We start from the raw sequence: 18,418 nt of genomic DNA on the forward strand, positions 1-18,418 counted from the left end.
AAATAAAAAGGGCCGCACTTGGCGGCCCTATCTGTTTCTACATCACGCTTATTCGCTGTAATGTTGTTCGTACCATTTACGAACCTGCTCCTGCTTCTTCAGATTTGTCGTGTAGTCTTTTGATCTAATGATTTCGTTGATCTGATCTTCCGTCATTGCTGTTGGTCGAGAAGCCTGTCTTGCTGTTGGCTTATCCTCGCCAAGCTCTGCACCCACACGAGCCAGAATCTTCAACACAGCAGGATTGTTCCCCACTTCGTTGATGTCCATATCGGATGGAGCAAATGCATCCCAAGCGGCACGTGCATAGTTGAGGTTACTATCGAAGTTCTTGCCCCACGATTCACGCAACGTCTTCTCTGCGACTTCTGGTGTAACTGTATTTGTTGATACAGCTTCTTCATACTTCTCCATCATCCAAGCATATTGTTCTGGAGAAACGCCCATCTTCTGTGCTTCTGATTTGAATGCCGTTGAAACTTCTGGATCATATTGAAAACCATGCTTTGATTCGAATGCATAATCTTCAATAGCTTCAGATGCCAAGCTGCGAGAACCTAAACGCTTCTCTAGGTTTGAATAGCTTTTTGCCAGACCTTGAAGATCAGGCTTGCCATCCTTCAGAAACTTTTTAGGAACCCAACTGTAATCATCTTCGGTGGCTTGAACTTCCGTTGCTTGATCTACTGATTCAACATTCTCGCTAACTACTTCTGTGTTGTTCTCAGCTACTTCACTCATTTTCTGTCTCCTCTGTCGTGTTTAATTGTGCTGTTGCCAAACTATTTATAATGTATGCAATAACATCTCTCTGACCAATCTTGTAAGTTGTATCGTATGCATCACCTCTTGTGTAAATCGGTGAATCATAGAAACGACTACTCAGATGTTCGAGAACCTTTTGACCGGCGGGATTGTTTTGAAACACTTCCCACATCAGTTTCTTTATGTCGATCACCATTTGTCTGCTCCTCTTGTTCTTCTGTATTTATGAGCATGTCGGCAATAATTTGAAAATCTTGGAATAGTTCTTCGTCGGCCAGCATCTCAGGGGTTATGAACTCTTGCGGCCAATAACGGAGATTGCCTTGAGAGAGATAAACCCTCTCAAGGTGCCCGTTGATAGCCTTGTTGATCTTCTTGGCTATACGTTGCTTATCCACTTACGGCCCCCATCATTGCCATCAAAGCGTCTTGCCCTACATCGCCTGACTGCCCAACGTTCTTCATTGCGCTAGCGAGTTGTGGGATTTGTGCCTGTGCATTGCGTTGGTCTTGAGCTTGTGCGCGGGCCTGACGAATCATTTGCACTGCGCGTTCATCCTTCAGACATTCAATCGGCACACCAAGGAGGTCTGCACGCTTCTTCAGGGATGCTTCGAGGTCGTATAGATCGACAATCTCAGGATCAAGCTGCTTCATTGCAGTGAGGGACATTTCGAGCTGATCCATCGCCTGAACCATTTCCATCTTCTGAGCCTTCGCAATCGGGCTGTGGTAGGTCGGAATGAACACCAAGCCGGCCATAGACTCAGGAGGTTGCCCCAAGATGCCTGCACGCATAGCCAAACCAAAGCAACGATTCAGCAATGGCTCCAAGAATTCGGACTGGAGACGTGCAAGGGCCGGTGAAAGAATCTGGCGAATGATCTGCGTGCGGGTTGTTACTTCCGTTGCAGTCATGTTTCCTCGCTCTGTTGGGGCGAGTTGGTCCGACATCATCACGCGCTTGATCTGCGATTGCAGGCGGGTAATCTCGGCTTGTGCAATGTTGAAGTTGCCACCGGACGCCAATGGTTTGATGTTGTCCGGCTCCGCTACCATGATCACTCGGCGTGGGCCAATGCGAACGGTATTCGGATTGAAGACACCATCATCCTTTGCAACGAAGGTGCCTGCGATTGCCATCTCCCCGTTTGTCAGGATCATCTCGACAACACGGTTCAGGGTCTTCACATCCGGCAAGGCTTCGTTCAGTGGGCCAAGTGCATAGTCAGTTCCAGGAATGCCGAACCAACGAGGAACGACAACCGGCATTTCTTGGAAGCCACTCTCCTCGACAATCTCCCCAGTCTTCGCACAAACATAGACAGACTCCCAAGGCATGTTCTGTTTCAGCTTGCCTCGTGACTGCTTGCCATTGTTCAAGCGTGGGCGGATCGTGTGAATGAATGCATGCTTCTTCGAGCACCATGGGTCTTGTCGGAATGCCTCGATCACTTCTTCAGGAACATTCGCCTCACCAAACTTCTCGATTGCCTCACGTGTCGTCATGACAACCTTGCGGTAGATCGTGTCGATGCGGTTATGTCCCAATAGGTCCTGACAATAAAGCGAATGCAGCGGCCAATGCTCGAACTTGAATCCATCCTCATCGAAATCAACGAAGATGCCGCACATGCCACCAATCGTTAAATCAATGAACAGTTCAAATGCTTCGCTGTTGTAATTCGATCCATGAATCGTCGAGAACAATGTTTCAGCAGCAAACTGTAGCCACTGCTTTGCATCACGAGGAATCATGTTGTCTGGAACATTCGGGATGTCCAAGCTGAACCACTGGCTATGGCTTGGTGTGAGGCCCGACAACAAAGACGATGCCAACAGACGAACCGAATCCGTAGCCGTTGAATCGTATATCTTTGACTGCTTCTTTTTCGCCGTTAAAGCAACTGAACTTGGATCACCATTCTTGTTTGAAAAGGATTCACCACGAACCGGGTAGCTGTATTCAAATGCTTCGGTCCAGTATTGTTCAAGAAGCAGACGGTCATTCACTAAACGCTCGAATGTTTTTTGTATTTGTTTTCCGTCTGCATGAGCCATTTGATTAGCCCCCCAGCAAAGTAGACTTGCCTGAAGATGCAGTCACTTTCTTCTTCTCCTCGTCGTCAATGGAGCCAAGGAGTGTTTGTTGTTGTAGAAGTGCTGCCGCTTCTGCCTCTGCTGCCGACTTCTTTCCTGCGATCAGTTCTTCGTTTTTCTTTCGTTGCAACTCTGCCTGCTCTGCTTCGAATGCTGCCTTTGCTCGATCCGCTGCTGCCTTTTCACGAGCTTGAATTTCTGCCTCTGATGGGCCTCTTGATTTACCGCCACCGCCACACATAGTTAGCCTCCCAATAAAGTAGCTTTTGTTGTTTTTGTTTCTGTGAGTTTTGTTTTTTGATCTTCGGAAGCTGAAGCAAGTAAAGACTTCGCACGGGCCTCTTCATATGCACCATTCGAGGAAACGCCATCCTTAAATGCCGCATCGAGGTCCGCAGATGCCTTTGCCGCTTTTGCTTTTTGTTGTTCTGCTTCTGAGATTGCTGCTGCTTCACTTGCCGCAGCCTTTGCTTCTTCTTTTTGTTTTCGTTCTTTTAGAAGACGGTCGTCGCCATGTTCCATTCCTGGGGCGACGTAGTTTTCAAGATCAGCCTCGAACTTGACACGCTTCGCAGTGAGGCTATTTTCTGGAACCAAGCCAAAGCCCATCTGTGCGTTATGTCGGAAGTTCTGGAATTGACCGAATGCACCGCTGCACATGATTAACCACCCAGCAGCGTATTTTTCTTAGCGCCCTTCTTCTCTTCCTCTTCATCAGTTCCAGCAGCCAACAAAGAACGCTGACGCGCTTCCTGAACTGATTGGGCTGTTGCTTCTGACTGTTTATCAGAAAGCATCTTTGCATTTGCTTCAGCTTCTTTTGCTGCTGTCTCTGCTTGTACTCGTGCCGCTTCTTCTGCTGCCCGTTCGCGTGCCTTTGCTTCTTGCTCGCCGTAATTGATCGACTGACCACCACCGCACATATCGTTCTCCTTGATTTGGTTGTGCGGTATTTATGTCAGTCGTCCTCTTCTAGTTGGCTTTCCTCATGCATCCCCAAAAGACGAATATCAAAATCTCTTGCATTGTTTTCTTCGATCAACTTCCGAACAGTCTTGAACCGTGCCTTGAGAGTTACGTGCTTACTCTTATACGGTCCAATCTGTATCGGATCGCCATGAAGAGGAATAACCCAAGCCACGTAAACGGTTTCATACTTTGGTGGCGGCGTTCTTTCATCTGGCACCTCTTCACCAATGCGGCCTAATCTTTTTCCTCCGCGCGCTCTCTTCTGTTCAAAGTATCGGTAAGAACAATCACGACGGCGCTGCTTCTTTTCTTCTTCTGTCAATCTTGGTTTTGGCATTGTTTGTCTCCACGTTTGTCATTGTTTATTTATTGTGGAGAACCTTTGCCGGCCGGAACTTCAAGAGGCGATCCTAAAATTGGCGGCAGATTTTTTTCACGTAATAGAGTATTGCTAGTCCTAAAAATTCGGACATACCACAAAAAACGCCCTTCGGATTTTCGAATATTCGAAAACTGTTCTCAAAACCAACCACATCAAAAAAGTTGAACCCCTCAACCATCTTGATCAATCCGACAACAGTATTCGTATCACTCAACATAGCTATCACTCTCAACCCCACTATTGACGCGGGAATAGCTATCCGGAGTAACTTACTATTAATAAGATAGACTACTAGATAAATATATAGTGGGCCAAAAGTTCCATGAAAACATACCCAAGTTGATGGTTATATGGATACAAAGAAGTGACCAAAATGGTCAATGTAATGAGAGCCACTGCTAACAAACCATACAGAATCGACCTCCCCTAATATAAAGAAGTAAAGATTCAGAACGACTATCGAACTCCATATCAACGATTCAAACATTTTCGTTGTCTAGTTTTTTTCATGATTGATAGTGTGGTCATGGAACAAACAAACGGAGTTCAAAAATGAAATACGAAATCACTTATACGGTTCAAGGTTTGATGAAAGTCTTTAAAGATGTTGTCGAAGCTACCAACATCAATGAAGCTGAATCTGAACTGAAGAAGTTGGTTAGTTCCATCATTGGTAACAAGTCCATTCAGATCGTTCTGATCAAGTCGTTGTAATTACTTTTCAATTAGGAGAATCATCATGGCTGCTCGTCAATCCAAGAAGGCTCAACAAGTTCAATCCGAAGAAGTGGTTGATCAAAACCAAACTGTTGAACAAGTTGAAGTTACTGAACCTGTCGTTGAAGTGGTCGAGTCTGGTTCTGAATTAGTTCAGTCCGAAGAAACCACTCAGGCTGACATCGACAAAGAGAACAAGATTGTCGATCTCGAATCGGAGATCGTGAAGCTCACCGAACGGTTGTCCGATCTGAAGAAGGAACTCCGGAAGCTGACCAAGCCGACGAAGAATGATGGACCTACCAAGATGGAATTAGCTGTCCAGTACTGGAAGGAGAATCAAGGCAAGGCTCGTAAGGAGTACGTTGAAGCATTTCAGAAGGAGCTTGGTTTGACTCTGGCTGGTGCTCGTACTTACATCCAGATCATCATGACCAAGAACAAGGTCGCTTGATGTCTGGTTCTGAATTAGATGACCTCCCAACCACTCAACATGAAATCAAGTATCTGGTTCATGACGTGGTGGTTCGGGAGATCAGCGAGACAGATTGGGCGTTTGAGCTAATGAGGTTCTTAGTTCGAAAGCAGGAACAGAACGAGGAGGCTTAGGCCTCCTTTTTTATTTGTATTGTTCGTAGAAGTCGGCCAGCATTCTCAGTTCGTCTGGAGTTGCATCCTTCTTCAGTAGGTTTGCTCTGGTCGATACGACTATCACATTTCCCTTGGTGTATCCTTTTCTGCTATCGATACGGTCCAATGATGGTGTTGAATACATGTCTCGATTAGCTGGATTCAATTCAATGCCAAGCACAGGACAGTGCGTCGGTATAACAATGTCAGACAGATCAAGGTTGAACTCTAGCCCAAGTCGCTTGGCTCTTTCCTTTGCACAAGACAACATGTAGCGCTCTGGATTGTCGATTCGATACTGACGCTGTTTTGAATTCAATGCAGCCCTACCCTCTGCCGTTTCTCTGATGCGGCGTTCTCGTTTGGCGGCGTAGCTAATTTCTTTTTGTTGTGTCATGATGACTCCCTGTAATGTAAAGCTCCATCTATTTATAACTTCACATGAAGGGGATTCAAATGGCTAAGGGTGTTCGTCGGACCACTGCTCAGATGATTGCAGATTACGAAGCCAAGATTGCAGCACTGAAGGCAAAGGCTTCCGTTACTGCTGACCACAAATCGATCTTGGCTCTGGCAGTGAAGGTTGATAATGTTGCTACTGAACTGGGTGTGTCGGTTAAGGAAGTGTTGAAGCTGGTTGCCAAGGTAGCGAAGCCTGAAGTTTCGAAAGATGATGGCCCTGCTGCTCCTCCTGAAACCGCAACGAAGAAGTGATGCTGCGTTGGGTTCAAAGCCTGTAGGGTGTTGTCTTTTTTCTGAAAATGTTGGAGTCTCGGATACATATTAGTAGCCACGAATGACAACTTGGCTTACTTGAGGAGAGACAAAATGAAAAAGACTATCGCTATCCTGTTGCTGCTGTGTTCGTCTGCTGCTGTAGCTCAATATGACTCTGGTGTGTATGAGTTGCAGCGCGAGGTCAAGATGCTGAAGATGAACCAAGCCATCACTGATCGTTACATTACTGCATTGGAGAACCGTATTGCTGCACTGGAAGGACGTAGCAGTAGCAGTAGCAAGAAGATGAGTGCCGAAGAGAAGGCCATGTTCGACAATGCACGTAAAAGAATCCAAGCATCAGAAGCAAGGACCAAGGCATACGAACAACCAGAGTAACAGCCTTGAGAGTACGAAGTGAATGAGGGACGGTAGAAGCTAGACCGTCCCTTTTCTTTTGGCCTCTCGCTTCTGTGTTCCCATTTCGGTCAGTGGTGTAAATTATTTTTTCGTATCACCTCATGTACCTTAACTGTGGCGTCGAGGAATTGGGGAGCTGGATGAATGTCGTGTGTGGGATCGGGTACATCAATCGTTCCCATATCGTTTCCCTTATCGCCTTCCTCATATCGGGCCTGAGTTCGTCAAATGGATTCGTTATGGCGTCGTAGAGATGTCGTTAATCCCGTTCGTTAATGCGACGTAATCGACCTATACGCGATTTGTTTTGCCTTACCTATGCCGACATATGGGATTCGATTTGTTACATGGAACCAGATCGGGAAATGGAACTCAGGTCTTCACCATGTACGGAACCGAAGGTTCCTATTACAGAGGGGGGTTCGCAGGCCCCCCCTGTAATATTTTATATACTATTCTTTCTTTATTATTACAGGGGGGGTTTTCTTTGGTTTGTTCTTATCAATCAGTACCTTGTGTGGTGCAATCTTCAGGTGCAGTCCCTTGACCAAATCCATGGTGTGCTTCGACGGCAGATGATCCTGCTTGAACCGAATACCATCTCTATGCATCTCCAGTAGCTTCAACACAACTTGGGCATAGAGATGGTTGTTCGGACGTGGCGTATGTCTTCCGTCCTTGAATACCAGATGCTCGACATCCTCCTTCGACACCTTCTGCTTCTCCAGTGCTTCAACAAGGATGCGTTCGATCTTTCCTGCCATCTTGCCTGCCTCGATCTGGTTAGTGATCAAGGTAATGTGCTCGATACCATCTACCACACTGTACAGATTGAGCAGTGACAGTAGTTCGGATAGCCAGAGATCGCCATAGGTTCTCGTCGTGCTGATTGTCTCGTAGTCCTTTTGCAATAGCTGACCTTCATGCTTTGCTAGGACACGGAAGGCTACTCCTGCCTTCTTGCACTTACCCTTTTCGTTGTCCCGGTAAGTGGTTCCGTAGATTGATATGTTCATGATGCAACCTTACCAGTCTTGTTGATAGTCATTAGTCTTGACGCCATTAAGGTCTGCATCAAGCAACTGAAGGTTAGCCCAACAGTGAAGACCACATACGGTACTGGATTGAATAGGGATGATGTGATCGACTTCTAATTTTAACCCGAGACGTTCGTTAAGTTCATCTCGTTTTTCATACATCATCTTTACTTTGTCTGCCTCGAACCATTTAGGCTTGGCTTGCTTCTCTGCATAGCGACGACGTGCACTCAGTCTTGTGCGGCGTGTCCCAACAAGTTGATCAAGATCATCCTCGACTTGTTGAATGATGTGTTGGTTCTTTGCTTCCCACTCTGCTCGTTCTCTCTTCACTCGCTCGGCTCTTGCACGCTGGCGGTCACGGTTTGTTTGTTTCATTTGGCTTGGTCTCCAGATAAAAAGAAACCCCAGACAGGCGACCAAGCCAAAGGATGTCTGGGGTTTCACGTAAACTTTTTATTGTAGGGCTTGGTCGGTCCTTGAACTTATTTATAAAGCCGACACCTTCACATTCATATTTATGCTTCACCCCCTCCGACGTGAAGAAAAATAGAGAACCTGAACCCCACTATTGATGCGGGGTGTAGCCATTTCCTTAGAACTTTTGAACCTCTCCACTAAATATTCTCAAGGGCGATCATACAGACCGTCCGGACATGAACGCTATGGAGACAATCATGACAGAACAAACAAAGAAACTACTCGCAAGAATCGAACGCAACGTCACAGTGAATGAAGAGACTGGATGCTGGGAATGGAATCGATACTGCAACAAGACAAATGGCTACGGTCTGGTATGGGTAGGCAGAGACGAGCATGGCAAGTACATCTGGAACAACGCACACCGACTCTCTTATGAACTCTTCTGGGGCCCTGTGCCTGAAGGTATGGAGGTAGCACATACCTGCCACACCCCAAAATGTTGTAACCCGAACCATCTTGTCGCCTGCACCCACAAAGAGAATATCCGAATGAGTGTTGAAGCAGGACGATGGGTAAGAGGTACAGACAAAAAGAATGCAAAGCTAACAGAGAGAGATGTTCGGATCATCAAGGAAGGATCAATCTTCGAGCAGCTATCCCAACGTGCGGTTGCAAGAATGTTCAACATCAACCTGACCACATTGCGTTCTATCCTGACTGGCGATACGTGGTCGCATGTAACAGTTTAAGGAGTGACCAAAATGGGAACCGCATACCTACTCTGCACCGTTGTAACAATCATCCTCGCAGTAACAATAACAACCTACTACTACTGGAGACAAAAGCAAATGGATACATCAAAAGAGTTCTACCTCAACTACTACAAGGGATGTGTTGAACTGTATCGTGAAGCACACAAACAAGACCTGAACGAGAATGCTGTAGATGATTACGAACAGAGCTTGAAGGACATGTTCGATTCGTTCAAGAAAAAGTAACCCTAAAGAAAAAAGAAACATTAGGGAAAGAAGACTGGGAAGGCCCACAGCATTGCACTGTGGGCCTTTTTGTTTCCCAGTGGAGGAGACAAACTTACAACCATGAACGAGTTGTACCGTATGACAAGTACGGCAATTCTATTTATGTTTTGACTCCCGTTGTCATTCACCTGTAAAAAATAGGAATGTTTTCTCACTGGAGTAATAAATATTTTTCGCATCACTGACAACGATGCTTAACTACAGGAGAAACAATCATGAGTCTAGTACGTCACGCCAACAGTCCTTACTGGTATGCATCCTTTATGATCAACGGAAAGCCATACCTGAAGAGCACAAAGACAAACAACAAAGCACTAGCACAGAAGGTCGAGAATGAACTTCGTCGCAAGGCCATTGAGGAGATTCATTTCGAGAAGAATGAAACATGCACCCTCAAGGAAATCATTGACGAGCATTTGGAACTGAAGAAGCCAACCGAGATGACCGAGCGTGCAAAGAAATGTTTCGCACAACTCGAAACTGTCTCCCGTAAGTTGCTTGGCTACAAACTGAACAACATGACGAAGGAGCCTATCGAAGTGTATGGGTTCGAGGCTTCAATGCCCTTCCATGAACTGACCAGCAAGCATCTCGTTCGCCTCATGATGGCCCGCCGCAGCGAAGGTGTCAGCATGGGTACGTTCCTGCATGAGCTTCTGTTCATCAATGCCCTCATGACGACAGCGAAGCAGTTGGGTTACCAAGTACCTGACATCGACATCAAGGCTTTCAAAAAGGAACACAAGGTCAAGCAGGAGAAGGGAACGATCCACTACCTGACCGAAGAGCAAGAAAACAAACTGCTGGATGAACTCGATCCACTGAAAGACATTCAGGGCCTTGGTGCATACGAAGACCGTACCGATGAACAGATTCGCATTCGTCGAGACAACTACGACTTCGTTGTGACTCTCCTCGACACTGGTGCTCGCCACGAAGAGATTGCAACACTCGAATGGAGCCAGGTCGATCTAGTCAATAAACAGATTCGATTGATCCGTGGCAAGACGAAGAATGAATCGACACTGCAAATGACGAAGCGCCTCTACCTGATCATGCAGAACCGTAGCGAGAACAAACGCAGCGAGCAATGGGTCTTCACAAACAAGAACGGAGGCCACAGAGGCTACAACATCGCAGGCCTGCAAGGAGCAATGAAGCGTGCAGGGATTGAAGGATCATTCCACACACTCCGGAAGACCTTGGCATCGAAGCTAGTCCGTAACGGTTTGGCAATCAGTGACGTGAGTGCAATCCTTGGTCACTCGAATGTAACTACCACGGCAAGTTACTACGCAAGCCTGAGTCCAAGTGAGGCAAGTAAGCGAGCCGTTGCCATGTTGGATTTATAAATAAAAGGTCAGCCGCCAAGCGATAAATAACTACAACTAATTTTTGTTTGAAGAACCCACACAAGTGCTTGGCGGCCGTGTGGGTTTTTCTTTGGGAGATTGATATGTCGTACTACGAAGACAACAAAGAAGTTTTGAAGGCCAAAGCAAAGGCACGATACGAACAGAACAAGAAGCAGAGGTTAGCTAAGTGTGCGGAGTGGCGTAAAGCTAATCCAATGTCACGTTGGCTATCCAGTATCAAACGAAGTGCTAAGGAACGAGGCATTGAGTTTGATTTGTCAATCGAGGACATTGTTGTTCCAGAACGGTGTCCTCTTCTTGGTATCGAACTACGTCCGTGGGCGTCGACATCAGATCGATCCGACAACAGCGTATCGCTTGACCGAATAGACAGCACCAAAGGTTATGTCAAAGGGAACGTGTGGGTCATATCGTGGAGAGCCAACCGACTGAAATACGATGCCACGATAGATGAAATGGAACTACTGGTTAAGAACTGGCGTGCTGCGCTGGAGTAAATTATAGAGTGATAGCAATCTTGAGAAAGGCACAAACTTTTCAAAACCTACTATTAGTGCGGCTTTCTTTTTTGGCCCTACCAATAATCAAAAAGTTACCACGTGAAGCCCCGCAGGATATGCGCGATATGAAACTGGCATAGGTTTTATTTTATATGTTAGTTCACCTGTGCGCCATATCTTCGACGCTTGAACCGGATGGCGATTGCCCATTTTTCAGGCACCAACCACAAAGCCCTTGCCGCTCAATGGATTGCAGCATGCATCCAGAGCTTATCCACAGGCTTGTCCGACCCAAACGGGGATAAATGTCCCTTATGCACACAGACTGATAGACTTGCCCCTTTTGCCCAGCGACCCAACGACATGTCCCGCATTGCCGCCATCTCCCACCTCGGCCAGCAAGTCTGGCTCGACAACCTGTCCCGCCAACTGCTCGAATCCGGCGAACTCGCCCGCTGGATCGCCGACGATGCGATTGCCGGCGTCACCTCGAACCCGGCCATCTTCTACAACGCGATCCGCACCGATGCGGCTTACGCCGAAGCCGTGAGCAAGCTCAAGAACAGCCCACTGGAGGCCGAACTGCGCTTCGAAGCCCTGGCGCTCCCCGACGTCCAGGGCGCCTGCGACCTGTTCCTGCCCCTGTACGAGCAAAGCGGCGGTAATGCCGGTTTCGTCAGCTTCGAGGTGTCGCCAACCCTGGCCGCCGACACCGCCGGCACCCTGGCTGCCGCCCGGCGCCTGTGGGCGGAGATCGGCCGCCCGAACGCGATGATCAAGATCCCGGCAACGCCGGCCGGCCTGGGCGCGATCACCGCCGCCATCGCCGACGGCATCAACGTCAATGTCACGCTGATCTTTTCGCCGGGGCAACTCGCCGACGTGCAGCAGGCCTATCGCGCCGGCATCGAGCAGCGTTTCGCCGCCGGTCTGCCGGTGGACCGCATCGCCTCGGTCGCCAGCGTTTTCATCAGCCGACTGGACAGCCTGATCGATCCGAAACTGCCGGCCGAACTGCAAGGCCGGACAGCGATTGCCATGGCCCGCCAGGCTTACGCCGACTGGCAGGACCTGCCGGCCCTGCCCGGCCAGGCCCGCCAGCAGATGCTGCTGTGGGCCTCAACCTCGAGCAAGAACCCCAATTACCGCGACGTGCTTTACGTGGAGCAACTGATCGGCGCCGGCACCGTGAATACCGTTCCCGATGCCACGCTGACGGCCTTCCGCGACCATGGCGAAGCGCTCACCACGCTGGCTGACGACCGCGAGGGCACGGCCCATCAACTGGCGGCAATCGCCGCACTGGGTCACGATCTCGACGTGATCGGCGAAGAACTGCAGACGGCCGGCCTCAAACAGTTCGACGAAGCCTTCGCCAAACTGCTCGACCTGGTCCGCTGATCGTCAGTGCGGCTGGCTCAACCGAGCCAGTCGCGCAAATCCTCGATCAGGTCGTCGACACCGCCGAGCGACAAACCGAAGAAATCGCAGACCAGCGGCGCAGCTTTCGCCCACTCATGCTCGACATCACCGTCTGCCTGCAGGCGGATGATGTGTTCGGCGAGCACATTGATGGCGATCTGGGCCAGCACGGCCGATGAATAATCACCTGGCCGCTGAAAAACACTGTAGTCGTGGTGACGCAGGATGGCTTCGGCCACTTCGTCGGGCAGACGCCAGCGGCGCGCCAGGAAGTAACCGACCACCGCATGATTGGTTCCCAGGTGCTTGTCCTCGACCTCGGTAAACATCATGTCCTCGGCGTTGTTGGCCTCGCCGAGTACCGAACGCGTCTCGGGGAAACGCCGCATCAGCAGCGGAATGCCGCAATCGTGGAACAAGCCGAAGGTGTAGGCCACATCCGGCCGGAGGCAGCGCAGGCGGCGGGCAATCTCGCCGGACAAGCGCGCGGTCAGCGCCGAGCTTTCCCAGAAACGTTCGAGACTGGCGGAATCCTTGCCCGCCAAGGCGACCTTGAGCAGTTGCGATACCACCAGGTTGAATACCTGCCGCGTTCCCAGAACGTTGATCGCCTGGTTGATCGACGACAACTTGTGGCCGGTCGAGAATGCCGGTGAATTGGCAATCTGCATGACGTGCCCCGAGAGGGCGACGTCGCTGGACATCAGGCGCACCAGTTCGCGATGATCCGGCTCATCCTTCTTCAATTCCCGGTCAAGTTCAACCAGGACCGACGGGCAAGGCGGAATGTCCACGCCGCTGAGCATGGACTGCAGTTGTTGTTCTTCTGGGACGGATTTCATTTAGCGCATCTCCGGGGATTGCTGTGGAGATTAGCTGCTTGTTGCGTTTCGATAAATATAACGAAAGTAATAGACTGCCATCAAAGTACCAATCCATGCCGTCTGCGAGCCTGCAGACAAGCATCGTGCTCGACGTCGAATTCCCGGCACGGCGACGGTCTTTCGTCGTAAATCGTGCACCTGACCGCCTCACCGATTTCCCCGACCAGCGCCACGCAGCGCGGCGCGGCGTCATCGGTGCCGCACATGCGCACGATGGCCGGCGTCACCGGCACCGTCATCGCCGCCGGCACGCCCTGCCCCCAGGCGAAGGCGCCGCCGGCCAGTTCGGCCGGGTGAAAATCGACACGGAAACTGGCGCAGCAGGCACCGCAGGACTGACAGATGCTGCTCATCCCAGATCCACCCGGCAACGCCACAAACCATGCCCGGAAGCGAGGTATTTCTTCTCGAACGGCGTCATCGGGTCGTCAGTCGCATAAGGCTCGGCGACGACCGTCTGGCCGCTCAACAGACTCAGCGCCTGGGCCATTTCCTCGATGTAGATGACCCAGTTGCTGCGGCATTCGACCACGCCGCCCAGTTCGCGCCACACCGGAAAAACCGCGTGTCCGTGCCAGCGTCGCGCCAGGTGGCCGATCTTCGGCCACGGGTTGGGATAGAGGTTGTAGTGCCGCGCCAGCCGGATGCCCTCGGTCGCCAGCAGACGCCAGAAATCGACCAGATCGGCACGCACCAGCACCGCATTGGCCGGCAGCGGCAAAGGCCTGCCCCGGCTGATGCGGTCGATCGACTGATCGACGCCGAAAACGAAATGGTCGGGAAAATCGGCGGCAATGCGCAAGGTGCTCCAGCCGACCCCGCAACCGGCATCGACAATCAGCGGCGCCGGCGGATTCCAGGCATCGCGCGCCGCCAGCGCCACGGCAAAAGCCTCGCGGTTGTAGTCGGCCAGCGGCTTGCGGAAAGGATGCGCCAGGTGCCGACGCAGCAGATCGGGCAGATCCGGGTGCGGCCCGTCCTGGGCGCTGCTGATGAAGCGCGAGTTCCCGCTCATGCGACCAGCGGCCTTGCGCGCAGGATGCCCTCGGCGAGCAGCAGCGCGTCGATTTCCTCGGCCGCCTTGAGCGGCCGCAACCGGTCGTGGAGCAGGCAGGCTTCCGGGTAGTTGCGGCGGACCAGCGCCAGCCATTGCTTGAGCCGGCCGCCCGCGTGTTCCGGCAGGACCTTGCGCCGCACCCCCTGCCAGTAGGCAGCAATGCACGGCACCACCGCCGGCCAGCCGCCCAGCTCGTGGCCGCGGATGCGTTGCGCCAGCAGCGGATCGGCCACCGCACCGCGGCCGAGCATGATGTCGGCACAGGCTGTTGCCGCCCGGCAGGCGTGGTAGTCGTCGACCGTCCACACCTCGCCGTTGGCGATGATCGGGATGTCGATACACTCGCGGATACGCGCGATCCATTCCCAGCGCGCCGGCGGCCGGTAGCCATCGACCCGGGTGCGCGCATGCACGATCAGTTCGTCGATGCCGCCCGCCTGCAGCGCCTGCGCGCAAGCCACGGCCAGATTCGTATCGTCGATGCCCAGGCGCATCTTGGCGGTGAATGGAATATGCACCGGCACCTCGGCACGTACCGCGGCGACGATGCGCTGCAGCAGTTCCGGCTCGCCGAGCAGCGCCGAACCGCCGCGATGACGGAACACGGTCGGCGCCGGACAGCCGAAGTTGATGTCGACACCTGCCGGGTCCAGGGTCACCAGTCGACGCGCGTTGGCCGCCATCAATTCCGGATCGGAACCGAGCAACTGCACGCGCATCGGCGTCCCCGACTCGGTCCGGCTGCCATTGAGCAATTCCGGACAGGTACGCAGGAAAGTCTTTGCCGGCAGCACGTTGTTCGACACCCGGACGAATTCGCAAATCCCCCAGTCGTAACCGCCGACTGCCGTCAGCACGTTCCGCAACAGCGGATCGGCGAGGCCCTCCAGCGGGGCGAGGAGAATTCGGGACATCGGGAAACTTTCGGCAAATGCTTGAAAAGGCGCGCATTATAATCCCGCCCCATGTTACGCATCGTCCTCGACACCAATGTCGTCCTCGACCTCTTCCACTGGGCCAACGTGGATGCCGTCCCGATCATGGCCGCGCTGGAAGCCGGGCGCATCGAATGCCTGGTCGACGAGCGCACGCTCGACGAACTGCAGCGCGTCCTGACCTACCCGCAACTGAAGCTGACGCCGGACATGATCGCCGAGCGCTACGCCCGCTACCGCGCCCTGATCACCGTCGTTCCCGCCGGCGAAGCCGCCCCCCTGCCCCGCTGCAAGGACCGCGACGACCAGAAGTTCCTCGAACTGGCCGAACGCAGCGGCGCCGACCTGCTGGTCAGCAAGGACAAAGCGCTGCTCAAATTGCGCGGGCGTACCAAGCTGGCGTTTCGCATCGTCAAGCCGAAAGAGGCGTCACAGTTGATCGATACGCAGGGACAATCTCCCCAATAGCGCACTTCCATTGGCTAGGCCGGCGGGATATGCGCTATATTAGGCAAAGACGTAAAACCCTTGCCACCACAGGATTCATCCGGAAACGGCCCGCCGAGTTTTGCCAGTGCCGCCGCCGGCCATAGTCAACCCGCTGACTTAATTCAGGAGAACCGTCATGAGCGCCAAGAAAACCAAGACCCCGAACATCGATATCGGCATCGCCGAAGCCGACCGCAAGAAGATCGTCGCCGGCCTGTCTGCCCTGCTGGCCGACAGCTACACGCTGTACCTGATGACCCACAACTTCCACTGGAACGTCAAAGGCCCGCAGTTCAACAGCCTGCACAACATGTTCATGGGTCAATATACCGAGCAGTGGAACGCCCTCGACATGATCGCCGAGCGCATCCGTGCGCTGGGCTTCCCGGCTCCGGGCACCTACAAGGAATTCGTCAAGCTCGCCTCGATCAAGGAAGTCGAGGGCGTACCGAGCGCCGACGACATGATCCGCCACCTGGTTGCTGCTCAGGAAGCCACCGCCCGCACCGCGCGCAAGCTCTTCCCGGTGGTCGCCGCAGCGGACGACCAGCCGACCGCCGACCTGCTCACCCAGCGCCTGGAAGTCCATGAAAAGACCGCCTGGATGCTGCGCAGCCTGCTCGAAGACTGAGGCGCCAGCCTGGCAACGCACACGGGGCAGGATTGCGATCCTGCCCTTTTCTTTTTCTGATCTCGATACCCTGCCATGCACCTTCCCCAGCACCAACTCGCGATGACCGTCCTGATGACGCCGGACATGGCCAACTTCTCCGGCAACGTCCACGGCGGCACCATCCTCAAGCTGCTCGATCAGGTTGCCTACGCCTGCGCCGCCCGCTACGCCAGCGAATACGTGGTGACACTGTCGGTCGACCAGGTCATGTTCCGCCAGGCCATCCATGTCGGTGAACTGGTGACCTTCCTGGCCTCGGTCAATTACACCGGCAACACCTCGATGGAAATCGGCATCAAGGTACTGACCGAAGACATCCGAGCCAAGGTCATCCGCCACGCCAATTCCTGCTTCTTCACCATGGTCGCCGTCGACGCCGACGGCAAGCCGACCTCGATCCCGCCGCTGACACCGAGCACACCCGAAGAAGTCCGCCGCTACCAGGCAGCCCAGGTGCGCCGCGAACTGCGCAAGGAGTTCGAAGGACGAATGCAGGCGCTGACGCCCAAGGCGGCCTGAAGACCGCCCATTGATTTTTCTCGGAACGTCGCCATCTAGTTGGCATCGATTCGATCAAGAGAAAACGGTCATGGAAGAAAACCTGCACATCGTCTGCCCGCATTGCACCGCCGTGAATCGCGTACCGCAGGCGCGACTACGGGAAAGCCCAGTGTGCGGCAAATGCGGGCAAGCCTTGTTCACCGGGCACCCGGTGGCGTTGACCGATGCCAGCTTCGAGAAAATGATCGCGCGCAACGACATCCCGGTCCTGGTCGATTTCTGGGCGCCCTGGTGTGCGCCCTGCCGCATGATGGCGCCGCAGTTCGAGCAGGCAGCCGCCGACCTGGAACCGCTGCTCCGTCTGGCCAAGGTGGATACTGAAGCCGAACAGATGCTCGCCAGCCGTCATGGCATCCGCAGCATCCCGACGCTGGCGCTATTCAAAGACGGCCGCGAAATCGCCCGCCAAGCCGGCGCCATGGGCGCGGCCGACATCGTGCGCTGGGTCCGCAGCAAGCTGTAAGTCACTGCTTCGGCGGCCCGGGCAAAGGGAAAATTTCGGGCCGCCTCACTCCTGCCGGCGGCGGAACACCCAGGTCTTGTCGTCGGAGGCTTCCGGCGCGAAGGCGTAACCTTCGCTGTCGAAATCCTTCAGGCCTTCCGGCGCGGTCAGCCGGTTGACCACGGCGTAGCGCGTCATCAGACCACGCGCCTTCTTGGCGAAGAAACTGATGATCTTGTACTTGCCGTTCTTCCAGTCCTCGAACACCGGCTGGATCAGCGTTCCCTTGAGCTTGCGCCCGACCGCCGCCTTGAAATATTCCTCGGACGCGAGATTGACCACCACCGGTCGCGGCATTGCATCGAGTTCGGCGTTGATCGCGTCGAGCAGGGTTTCGCCCCAGAAGGCGTAGAGATCCTTGCCGCCGCGGTTGGCGAATTTCGTGCCCATTTCCAGGCGGTAGGGCTGCATCAGGTCGAGCGGCTTGAGGATGCCGTAGAGCCCGGAAAGGATGCGCACCTGCTGCTGGGCGAAGTCGAGGTCGGCGGCGGACAGGGTCTTCGCCGACAGGCCATCGTAGACGTCGCCGTCGAAGGCGAGCACGGCCTGCTTGGCATTGTCCGGCGTAAACGGCTGCGACCACTCGGCGTAGCGGTTGAAATTGAGCAGCGCCAGTGGATCGGAGAGGTCCATCAAGTTGGCGATGTCGGCCGGCGACAGCGCGCGCAACTGGTCGATCAGCGTCTGCGAGCGATCCAGGAAAGCCGGCTGCGAAAAGCTCGAAACATGCGGCGGGGTCTTGTAATCGAGCGATTTGGCGGGGGAAAGGAAGATCAGCATGACGGGAACCTGTCGGCAGTTTTGCGGTTTAACACGACG

The 18,418-nt window shown here is 53.1% G+C and carries 29 protein-coding genes; 13 read left to right on the forward strand and 16 right to left on the reverse strand.

Features of this window, described 5'->3' with window-relative positions; translation table 11 throughout:
• Positions 1–48 precede the first annotated feature (48 nt).
• From G471_RS19215 to G471_RS19240, 8 genes are read right to left on the reverse strand one after another with little or no spacing between them, the layout of a single operon-like run.
• The gene (locus G471_RS19215) at positions 49–741 is read right to left on the reverse strand and encodes a hypothetical protein (protein ID WP_157272536.1); all 693 of its coding nucleotides are present in this window, start codon (positions 739–741) and stop codon (positions 49–51) included.
• Complete coding sequence (locus G471_RS19645; protein ID WP_483771125.1) at positions 734–961, reverse strand: Bbp19 family protein; 228 nt, start codon at positions 959–961, stop codon at positions 734–736. The genes G471_RS19215 and G471_RS19645 overlap by 8 nt, the downstream gene beginning before the upstream one ends.
• Positions 879–1,163: a hypothetical protein gene (locus G471_RS19220; RefSeq protein WP_157272537.1), complete on the reverse strand. Its 285-nt coding sequence runs from the start codon at positions 1,161–1,163 to the stop codon at positions 879–881. Before G471_RS19220 ends, G471_RS19645 begins: the two co-directional genes overlap by 83 nt.
• Positions 1,156–2,826, reverse strand: a complete 1,671-nt coding sequence (locus G471_RS17765; protein ID WP_081700277.1) for a portal protein — start codon at positions 2,824–2,826, stop codon at positions 1,156–1,158. Before G471_RS17765 ends, G471_RS19220 begins: the two co-directional genes overlap by 8 nt.
• 4 nt (positions 2,827–2,830) lie before the next feature.
• Positions 2,831–3,106, reverse strand: a complete 276-nt coding sequence (locus tag G471_RS19225; protein ID WP_157272538.1) for a hypothetical protein — start codon at positions 3,104–3,106, stop codon at positions 2,831–2,833.
• Positions 3,107–3,108: 2 nt separating this feature from the next.
• Positions 3,109–3,525 carry a hypothetical protein gene (locus G471_RS19230; RefSeq protein ID WP_157272539.1) on the reverse strand — a complete coding sequence of 139 codons (417 nt, stop codon included), beginning with the start codon at positions 3,523–3,525 and terminating at the stop codon, positions 3,109–3,111.
• A 2-nt stretch (positions 3,526–3,527) separates the two neighbouring features.
• Complete coding sequence (locus G471_RS19235; RefSeq protein ID WP_157272540.1) at positions 3,528–3,788, reverse strand: hypothetical protein; 261 nt, start codon at positions 3,786–3,788, stop codon at positions 3,528–3,530.
• A gap of 35 nt (positions 3,789–3,823) precedes the next feature.
• Positions 3,824–4,171 (reverse strand): hypothetical protein, encoded by a 348-nt coding sequence (locus G471_RS19240; RefSeq protein ID WP_157272541.1) that lies wholly within the window; start codon positions 4,169–4,171, stop codon positions 3,824–3,826.
• Positions 4,172–4,768: 597 nt separating this feature from the next.
• On the opposite strand from G471_RS19240, the gene G471_RS19245 reads away from it, so the two are divergent.
• Positions 4,769–4,930 carry a hypothetical protein gene (locus G471_RS19245; protein WP_157272542.1) on the forward strand — a complete coding sequence of 54 codons (162 nt, stop codon included), beginning with the start codon at positions 4,769–4,771 and terminating at the stop codon, positions 4,928–4,930.
• A 25-nt stretch (positions 4,931–4,955) separates the two neighbouring features.
• Positions 4,956–5,387 (forward strand): hypothetical protein, encoded by a 432-nt coding sequence (locus tag G471_RS0113815; RefSeq protein ID WP_028995857.1) that lies wholly within the window; start codon positions 4,956–4,958, stop codon positions 5,385–5,387.
• 165 nt (positions 5,388–5,552) lie between these two features.
• Here G471_RS0113815 and G471_RS19250 read toward each other — a convergent pair whose 3' ends face one another.
• A complete protein-coding gene (locus G471_RS19250) occupies positions 5,553–5,960 on the reverse strand; it encodes a hypothetical protein (RefSeq protein WP_157272543.1) in 408 nt (135 codons plus the stop codon).
• Positions 5,961–6,019: 59 nt separating this feature from the next.
• Between G471_RS19250 and G471_RS0113825 the strand changes: the two genes are divergently transcribed.
• Both G471_RS0113825 and G471_RS0113830 read left to right on the forward strand, forming a co-directional pair.
• The gene (locus tag G471_RS0113825; RefSeq protein WP_157272544.1) at positions 6,020–6,277 is read left to right on the forward strand and encodes a hypothetical protein; all 258 of its coding nucleotides are present in this window, start codon (positions 6,020–6,022) and stop codon (positions 6,275–6,277) included.
• 114 nt (positions 6,278–6,391) lie between these two features.
• Positions 6,392–6,679, forward strand: coding sequence for a hypothetical protein (locus G471_RS0113830; RefSeq protein WP_157272545.1), 288 nt, complete (start codon positions 6,392–6,394; stop codon positions 6,677–6,679).
• A gap of 473 nt (positions 6,680–7,152) precedes the next feature.
• Here the strand turns inward: G471_RS0113830 and G471_RS0113840 are convergent, their stop codons facing one another.
• The gene (locus G471_RS0113840) at positions 7,153–7,716 is read right to left on the reverse strand and encodes a hypothetical protein (protein WP_028995860.1); all 564 of its coding nucleotides are present in this window, start codon (positions 7,714–7,716) and stop codon (positions 7,153–7,155) included.
• 9 nt (positions 7,717–7,725) lie between these two features.
• Positions 7,726–8,115 (reverse strand): hypothetical protein, encoded by a 390-nt coding sequence (locus tag G471_RS19255; RefSeq protein ID WP_043421641.1) that lies wholly within the window; start codon positions 8,113–8,115, stop codon positions 7,726–7,728.
• 299 nt (positions 8,116–8,414) lie between these two features.
• On the opposite strand from G471_RS19255, the gene G471_RS18915 reads away from it, so the two are divergent.
• The 5 genes from G471_RS18915 to tal all read left to right on the forward strand — a co-directional run bounded on the left by G471_RS18915 (position 8,415) and on the right by tal (position 12,477).
• A complete protein-coding gene (locus tag G471_RS18915; protein ID WP_157272546.1) occupies positions 8,415–8,909 on the forward strand; it encodes an HNH endonuclease signature motif containing protein in 495 nt (164 codons plus the stop codon).
• 12 nt (positions 8,910–8,921) lie between these two features.
• Positions 8,922–9,158, forward strand: a complete 237-nt coding sequence (locus tag G471_RS0113850) for a hypothetical protein (protein WP_028995861.1) — start codon at positions 8,922–8,924, stop codon at positions 9,156–9,158.
• 257 nt (positions 9,159–9,415) lie between these two features.
• On the forward strand, positions 9,416–10,552 hold the full coding sequence (locus G471_RS0113855) for a tyrosine-type recombinase/integrase (RefSeq protein WP_081700279.1): 1,137 nt from the start codon (positions 9,416–9,418) through the stop codon (positions 10,550–10,552).
• A gap of 104 nt (positions 10,553–10,656) precedes the next feature.
• Complete coding sequence (locus G471_RS19260; RefSeq protein ID WP_157272547.1) at positions 10,657–11,073, forward strand: hypothetical protein; 417 nt, start codon at positions 10,657–10,659, stop codon at positions 11,071–11,073.
• Positions 11,074–11,439: 366 nt separating this feature from the next.
• Positions 11,440–12,477, forward strand: a complete 1,038-nt coding sequence (gene tal / locus G471_RS0113865) for a transaldolase (protein ID WP_028995863.1) — start codon at positions 11,440–11,442, stop codon at positions 12,475–12,477.
• Between the two features lie 17 nt (positions 12,478–12,494).
• Here the strand turns inward: tal and G471_RS0113870 are convergent, their stop codons facing one another.
• The 4 genes from G471_RS0113870 to G471_RS0113885 all read right to left on the reverse strand — a co-directional run bounded on the left by G471_RS0113870 (position 12,495) and on the right by G471_RS0113885 (position 15,353).
• A complete protein-coding gene (locus G471_RS0113870; RefSeq protein ID WP_028995864.1) occupies positions 12,495–13,340 on the reverse strand; it encodes an HDOD domain-containing protein in 846 nt (281 codons plus the stop codon).
• An 80-nt stretch (positions 13,341–13,420) separates the two neighbouring features.
• On the reverse strand, positions 13,421–13,735 hold the full coding sequence (locus G471_RS0113875; RefSeq protein ID WP_028995865.1) for a YkgJ family cysteine cluster protein: 315 nt from the start codon (positions 13,733–13,735) through the stop codon (positions 13,421–13,423).
• Positions 13,732–14,397, reverse strand: coding sequence for a tRNA (guanine(46)-N(7))-methyltransferase TrmB (gene trmB, locus G471_RS0113880; protein ID WP_028995866.1), 666 nt, complete (start codon positions 14,395–14,397; stop codon positions 13,732–13,734). The genes G471_RS0113875 and trmB overlap by 4 nt, the downstream gene beginning before the upstream one ends.
• A complete protein-coding gene (locus G471_RS0113885) occupies positions 14,394–15,353 on the reverse strand; it encodes a tRNA dihydrouridine synthase (RefSeq protein WP_028995867.1) in 960 nt (319 codons plus the stop codon). The genes trmB and G471_RS0113885 overlap by 4 nt, the downstream gene beginning before the upstream one ends.
• Before the next feature lie 51 nt (positions 15,354–15,404).
• On the opposite strand from G471_RS0113885, the gene G471_RS17780 reads away from it, so the two are divergent.
• The 4 genes from G471_RS17780 (at position 15,405) to trxC (ending at position 17,560) form a co-directional block, all read left to right on the forward strand.
• Positions 15,405–15,842: a putative toxin-antitoxin system toxin component, PIN family gene (locus tag G471_RS17780; protein WP_043421644.1), complete on the forward strand. Its 438-nt coding sequence runs from the start codon at positions 15,405–15,407 to the stop codon at positions 15,840–15,842.
• A 157-nt stretch (positions 15,843–15,999) separates the two neighbouring features.
• Positions 16,000–16,494, forward strand: coding sequence for a Dps family protein (locus tag G471_RS0113895; protein WP_028995868.1), 495 nt, complete (start codon positions 16,000–16,002; stop codon positions 16,492–16,494).
• Between the two features lie 75 nt (positions 16,495–16,569).
• Complete coding sequence (locus G471_RS0113900) at positions 16,570–17,055, forward strand: acyl-CoA thioesterase (RefSeq protein ID WP_028995869.1); 486 nt, start codon at positions 16,570–16,572, stop codon at positions 17,053–17,055.
• A 70-nt stretch (positions 17,056–17,125) separates the two neighbouring features.
• Positions 17,126–17,560: a thioredoxin TrxC gene (trxC, locus tag G471_RS0113905; RefSeq protein ID WP_028995870.1), complete on the forward strand. Its 435-nt coding sequence runs from the start codon at positions 17,126–17,128 to the stop codon at positions 17,558–17,560.
• 45 nt (positions 17,561–17,605) lie between these two features.
• Here trxC and yaaA read toward each other — a convergent pair whose 3' ends face one another.
• Positions 17,606–18,379, reverse strand: a complete 774-nt coding sequence (gene yaaA, locus G471_RS0113910) for a peroxide stress protein YaaA (RefSeq protein WP_028995871.1) — start codon at positions 18,377–18,379, stop codon at positions 17,606–17,608.
• Positions 18,380–18,418: the final 39 nt, after the last annotated feature.

It is taken from the genome of Azonexus hydrophilus DSM 23864, assembly GCF_000429605.1.
GTDB classification, from domain to species: Bacteria; Pseudomonadota; Gammaproteobacteria; order Burkholderiales; family Rhodocyclaceae; genus Azonexus; species Azonexus hydrophilus.

Bases quoted from the DNA above. Each gene is read 5' to 3' on its own strand.
- G471_RS0113895 (WP_028995868.1), top strand. From the start codon at position 16,000: ATGAGCGCCAAGAAAACCAAGACCCCGAACATCGATATCGGCATCGCC.
- G471_RS19230 (WP_157272539.1), bottom strand. From the start codon at position 3,525: ATGTGCAGCGGTGCATTCGGTCAATTCCAGAACTTCCGACATAACGCA.
- G471_RS17780 (WP_043421644.1), top strand. From the start codon at position 15,405: ATGTTACGCATCGTCCTCGACACCAATGTCGTCCTCGACCTCTTCCAC.
- G471_RS0113900 (WP_028995869.1), top strand. From the start codon at position 16,570: ATGCACCTTCCCCAGCACCAACTCGCGATGACCGTCCTGATGACGCCG.
- yaaA (WP_028995871.1), bottom strand. From the start codon at position 18,379: ATGCTGATCTTCCTTTCCCCCGCCAAATCGCTCGATTACAAGACCCCG.
- G471_RS19245 (WP_157272542.1), top strand. From the start codon at position 4,769: ATGAAATACGAAATCACTTATACGGTTCAAGGTTTGATGAAAGTCTTT.
- G471_RS19215 (WP_157272536.1), bottom strand. From the start codon at position 741: ATGAGTGAAGTAGCTGAGAACAACACAGAAGTAGTTAGCGAGAATGTT.
- G471_RS19255 (WP_043421641.1), bottom strand. From the start codon at position 8,115: ATGAAACAAACAAACCGTGACCGCCAGCGTGCAAGAGCCGAGCGAGTG.
- G471_RS0113815 (WP_028995857.1), top strand. From the start codon at position 4,956: ATGGCTGCTCGTCAATCCAAGAAGGCTCAACAAGTTCAATCCGAAGAA.
- G471_RS0113870 (WP_028995864.1), bottom strand. From the start codon at position 13,340: ATGAAATCCGTCCCAGAAGAACAACAACTGCAGTCCATGCTCAGCGGC.
- G471_RS0113855 (WP_081700279.1), top strand. From the start codon at position 9,416: ATGAGTCTAGTACGTCACGCCAACAGTCCTTACTGGTATGCATCCTTT.
- G471_RS19645 (WP_483771125.1), bottom strand. From the start codon at position 961: ATGGTGATCGACATAAAGAAACTGATGTGGGAAGTGTTTCAAAACAAT.
- G471_RS19260 (WP_157272547.1), top strand. From the start codon at position 10,657: ATGTCGTACTACGAAGACAACAAAGAAGTTTTGAAGGCCAAAGCAAAG.
- tal (WP_028995863.1), top strand. From the start codon at position 11,440: ATGTCCCGCATTGCCGCCATCTCCCACCTCGGCCAGCAAGTCTGGCTC.
- G471_RS19250 (WP_157272543.1), bottom strand. From the start codon at position 5,960: ATGACACAACAAAAAGAAATTAGCTACGCCGCCAAACGAGAACGCCGC.
- G471_RS0113885 (WP_028995867.1), bottom strand. From the start codon at position 15,353: ATGTCCCGAATTCTCCTCGCCCCGCTGGAGGGCCTCGCCGATCCGCTG.
- G471_RS19240 (WP_157272541.1), bottom strand. From the start codon at position 4,171: ATGCCAAAACCAAGATTGACAGAAGAAGAAAAGAAGCAGCGCCGTCGT.
- G471_RS19225 (WP_157272538.1), bottom strand. From the start codon at position 3,106: ATGTGTGGCGGTGGCGGTAAATCAAGAGGCCCATCAGAGGCAGAAATT.
- trxC (WP_028995870.1), top strand. From the start codon at position 17,126: ATGGAAGAAAACCTGCACATCGTCTGCCCGCATTGCACCGCCGTGAAT.
- G471_RS0113830 (WP_157272545.1), top strand. From the start codon at position 6,392: ATGAAAAAGACTATCGCTATCCTGTTGCTGCTGTGTTCGTCTGCTGCT.
- G471_RS18915 (WP_157272546.1), top strand. From the start codon at position 8,415: ATGACAGAACAAACAAAGAAACTACTCGCAAGAATCGAACGCAACGTC.
- G471_RS0113825 (WP_157272544.1), top strand. From the start codon at position 6,020: ATGGCTAAGGGTGTTCGTCGGACCACTGCTCAGATGATTGCAGATTAC.
- G471_RS0113875 (WP_028995865.1), bottom strand. From the start codon at position 13,735: ATGAGCAGCATCTGTCAGTCCTGCGGTGCCTGCTGCGCCAGTTTCCGT.
- trmB (WP_028995866.1), bottom strand. From the start codon at position 14,397: ATGAGCGGGAACTCGCGCTTCATCAGCAGCGCCCAGGACGGGCCGCAC.
- G471_RS0113850 (WP_028995861.1), top strand. From the start codon at position 8,922: ATGGGAACCGCATACCTACTCTGCACCGTTGTAACAATCATCCTCGCA.
- G471_RS0113840 (WP_028995860.1), bottom strand. From the start codon at position 7,716: ATGAACATATCAATCTACGGAACCACTTACCGGGACAACGAAAAGGGT.
- G471_RS17765 (WP_081700277.1), bottom strand. From the start codon at position 2,826: ATGGCTCATGCAGACGGAAAACAAATACAAAAAACATTCGAGCGTTTA.
- G471_RS19235 (WP_157272540.1), bottom strand. From the start codon at position 3,788: ATGTGCGGTGGTGGTCAGTCGATCAATTACGGCGAGCAAGAAGCAAAG.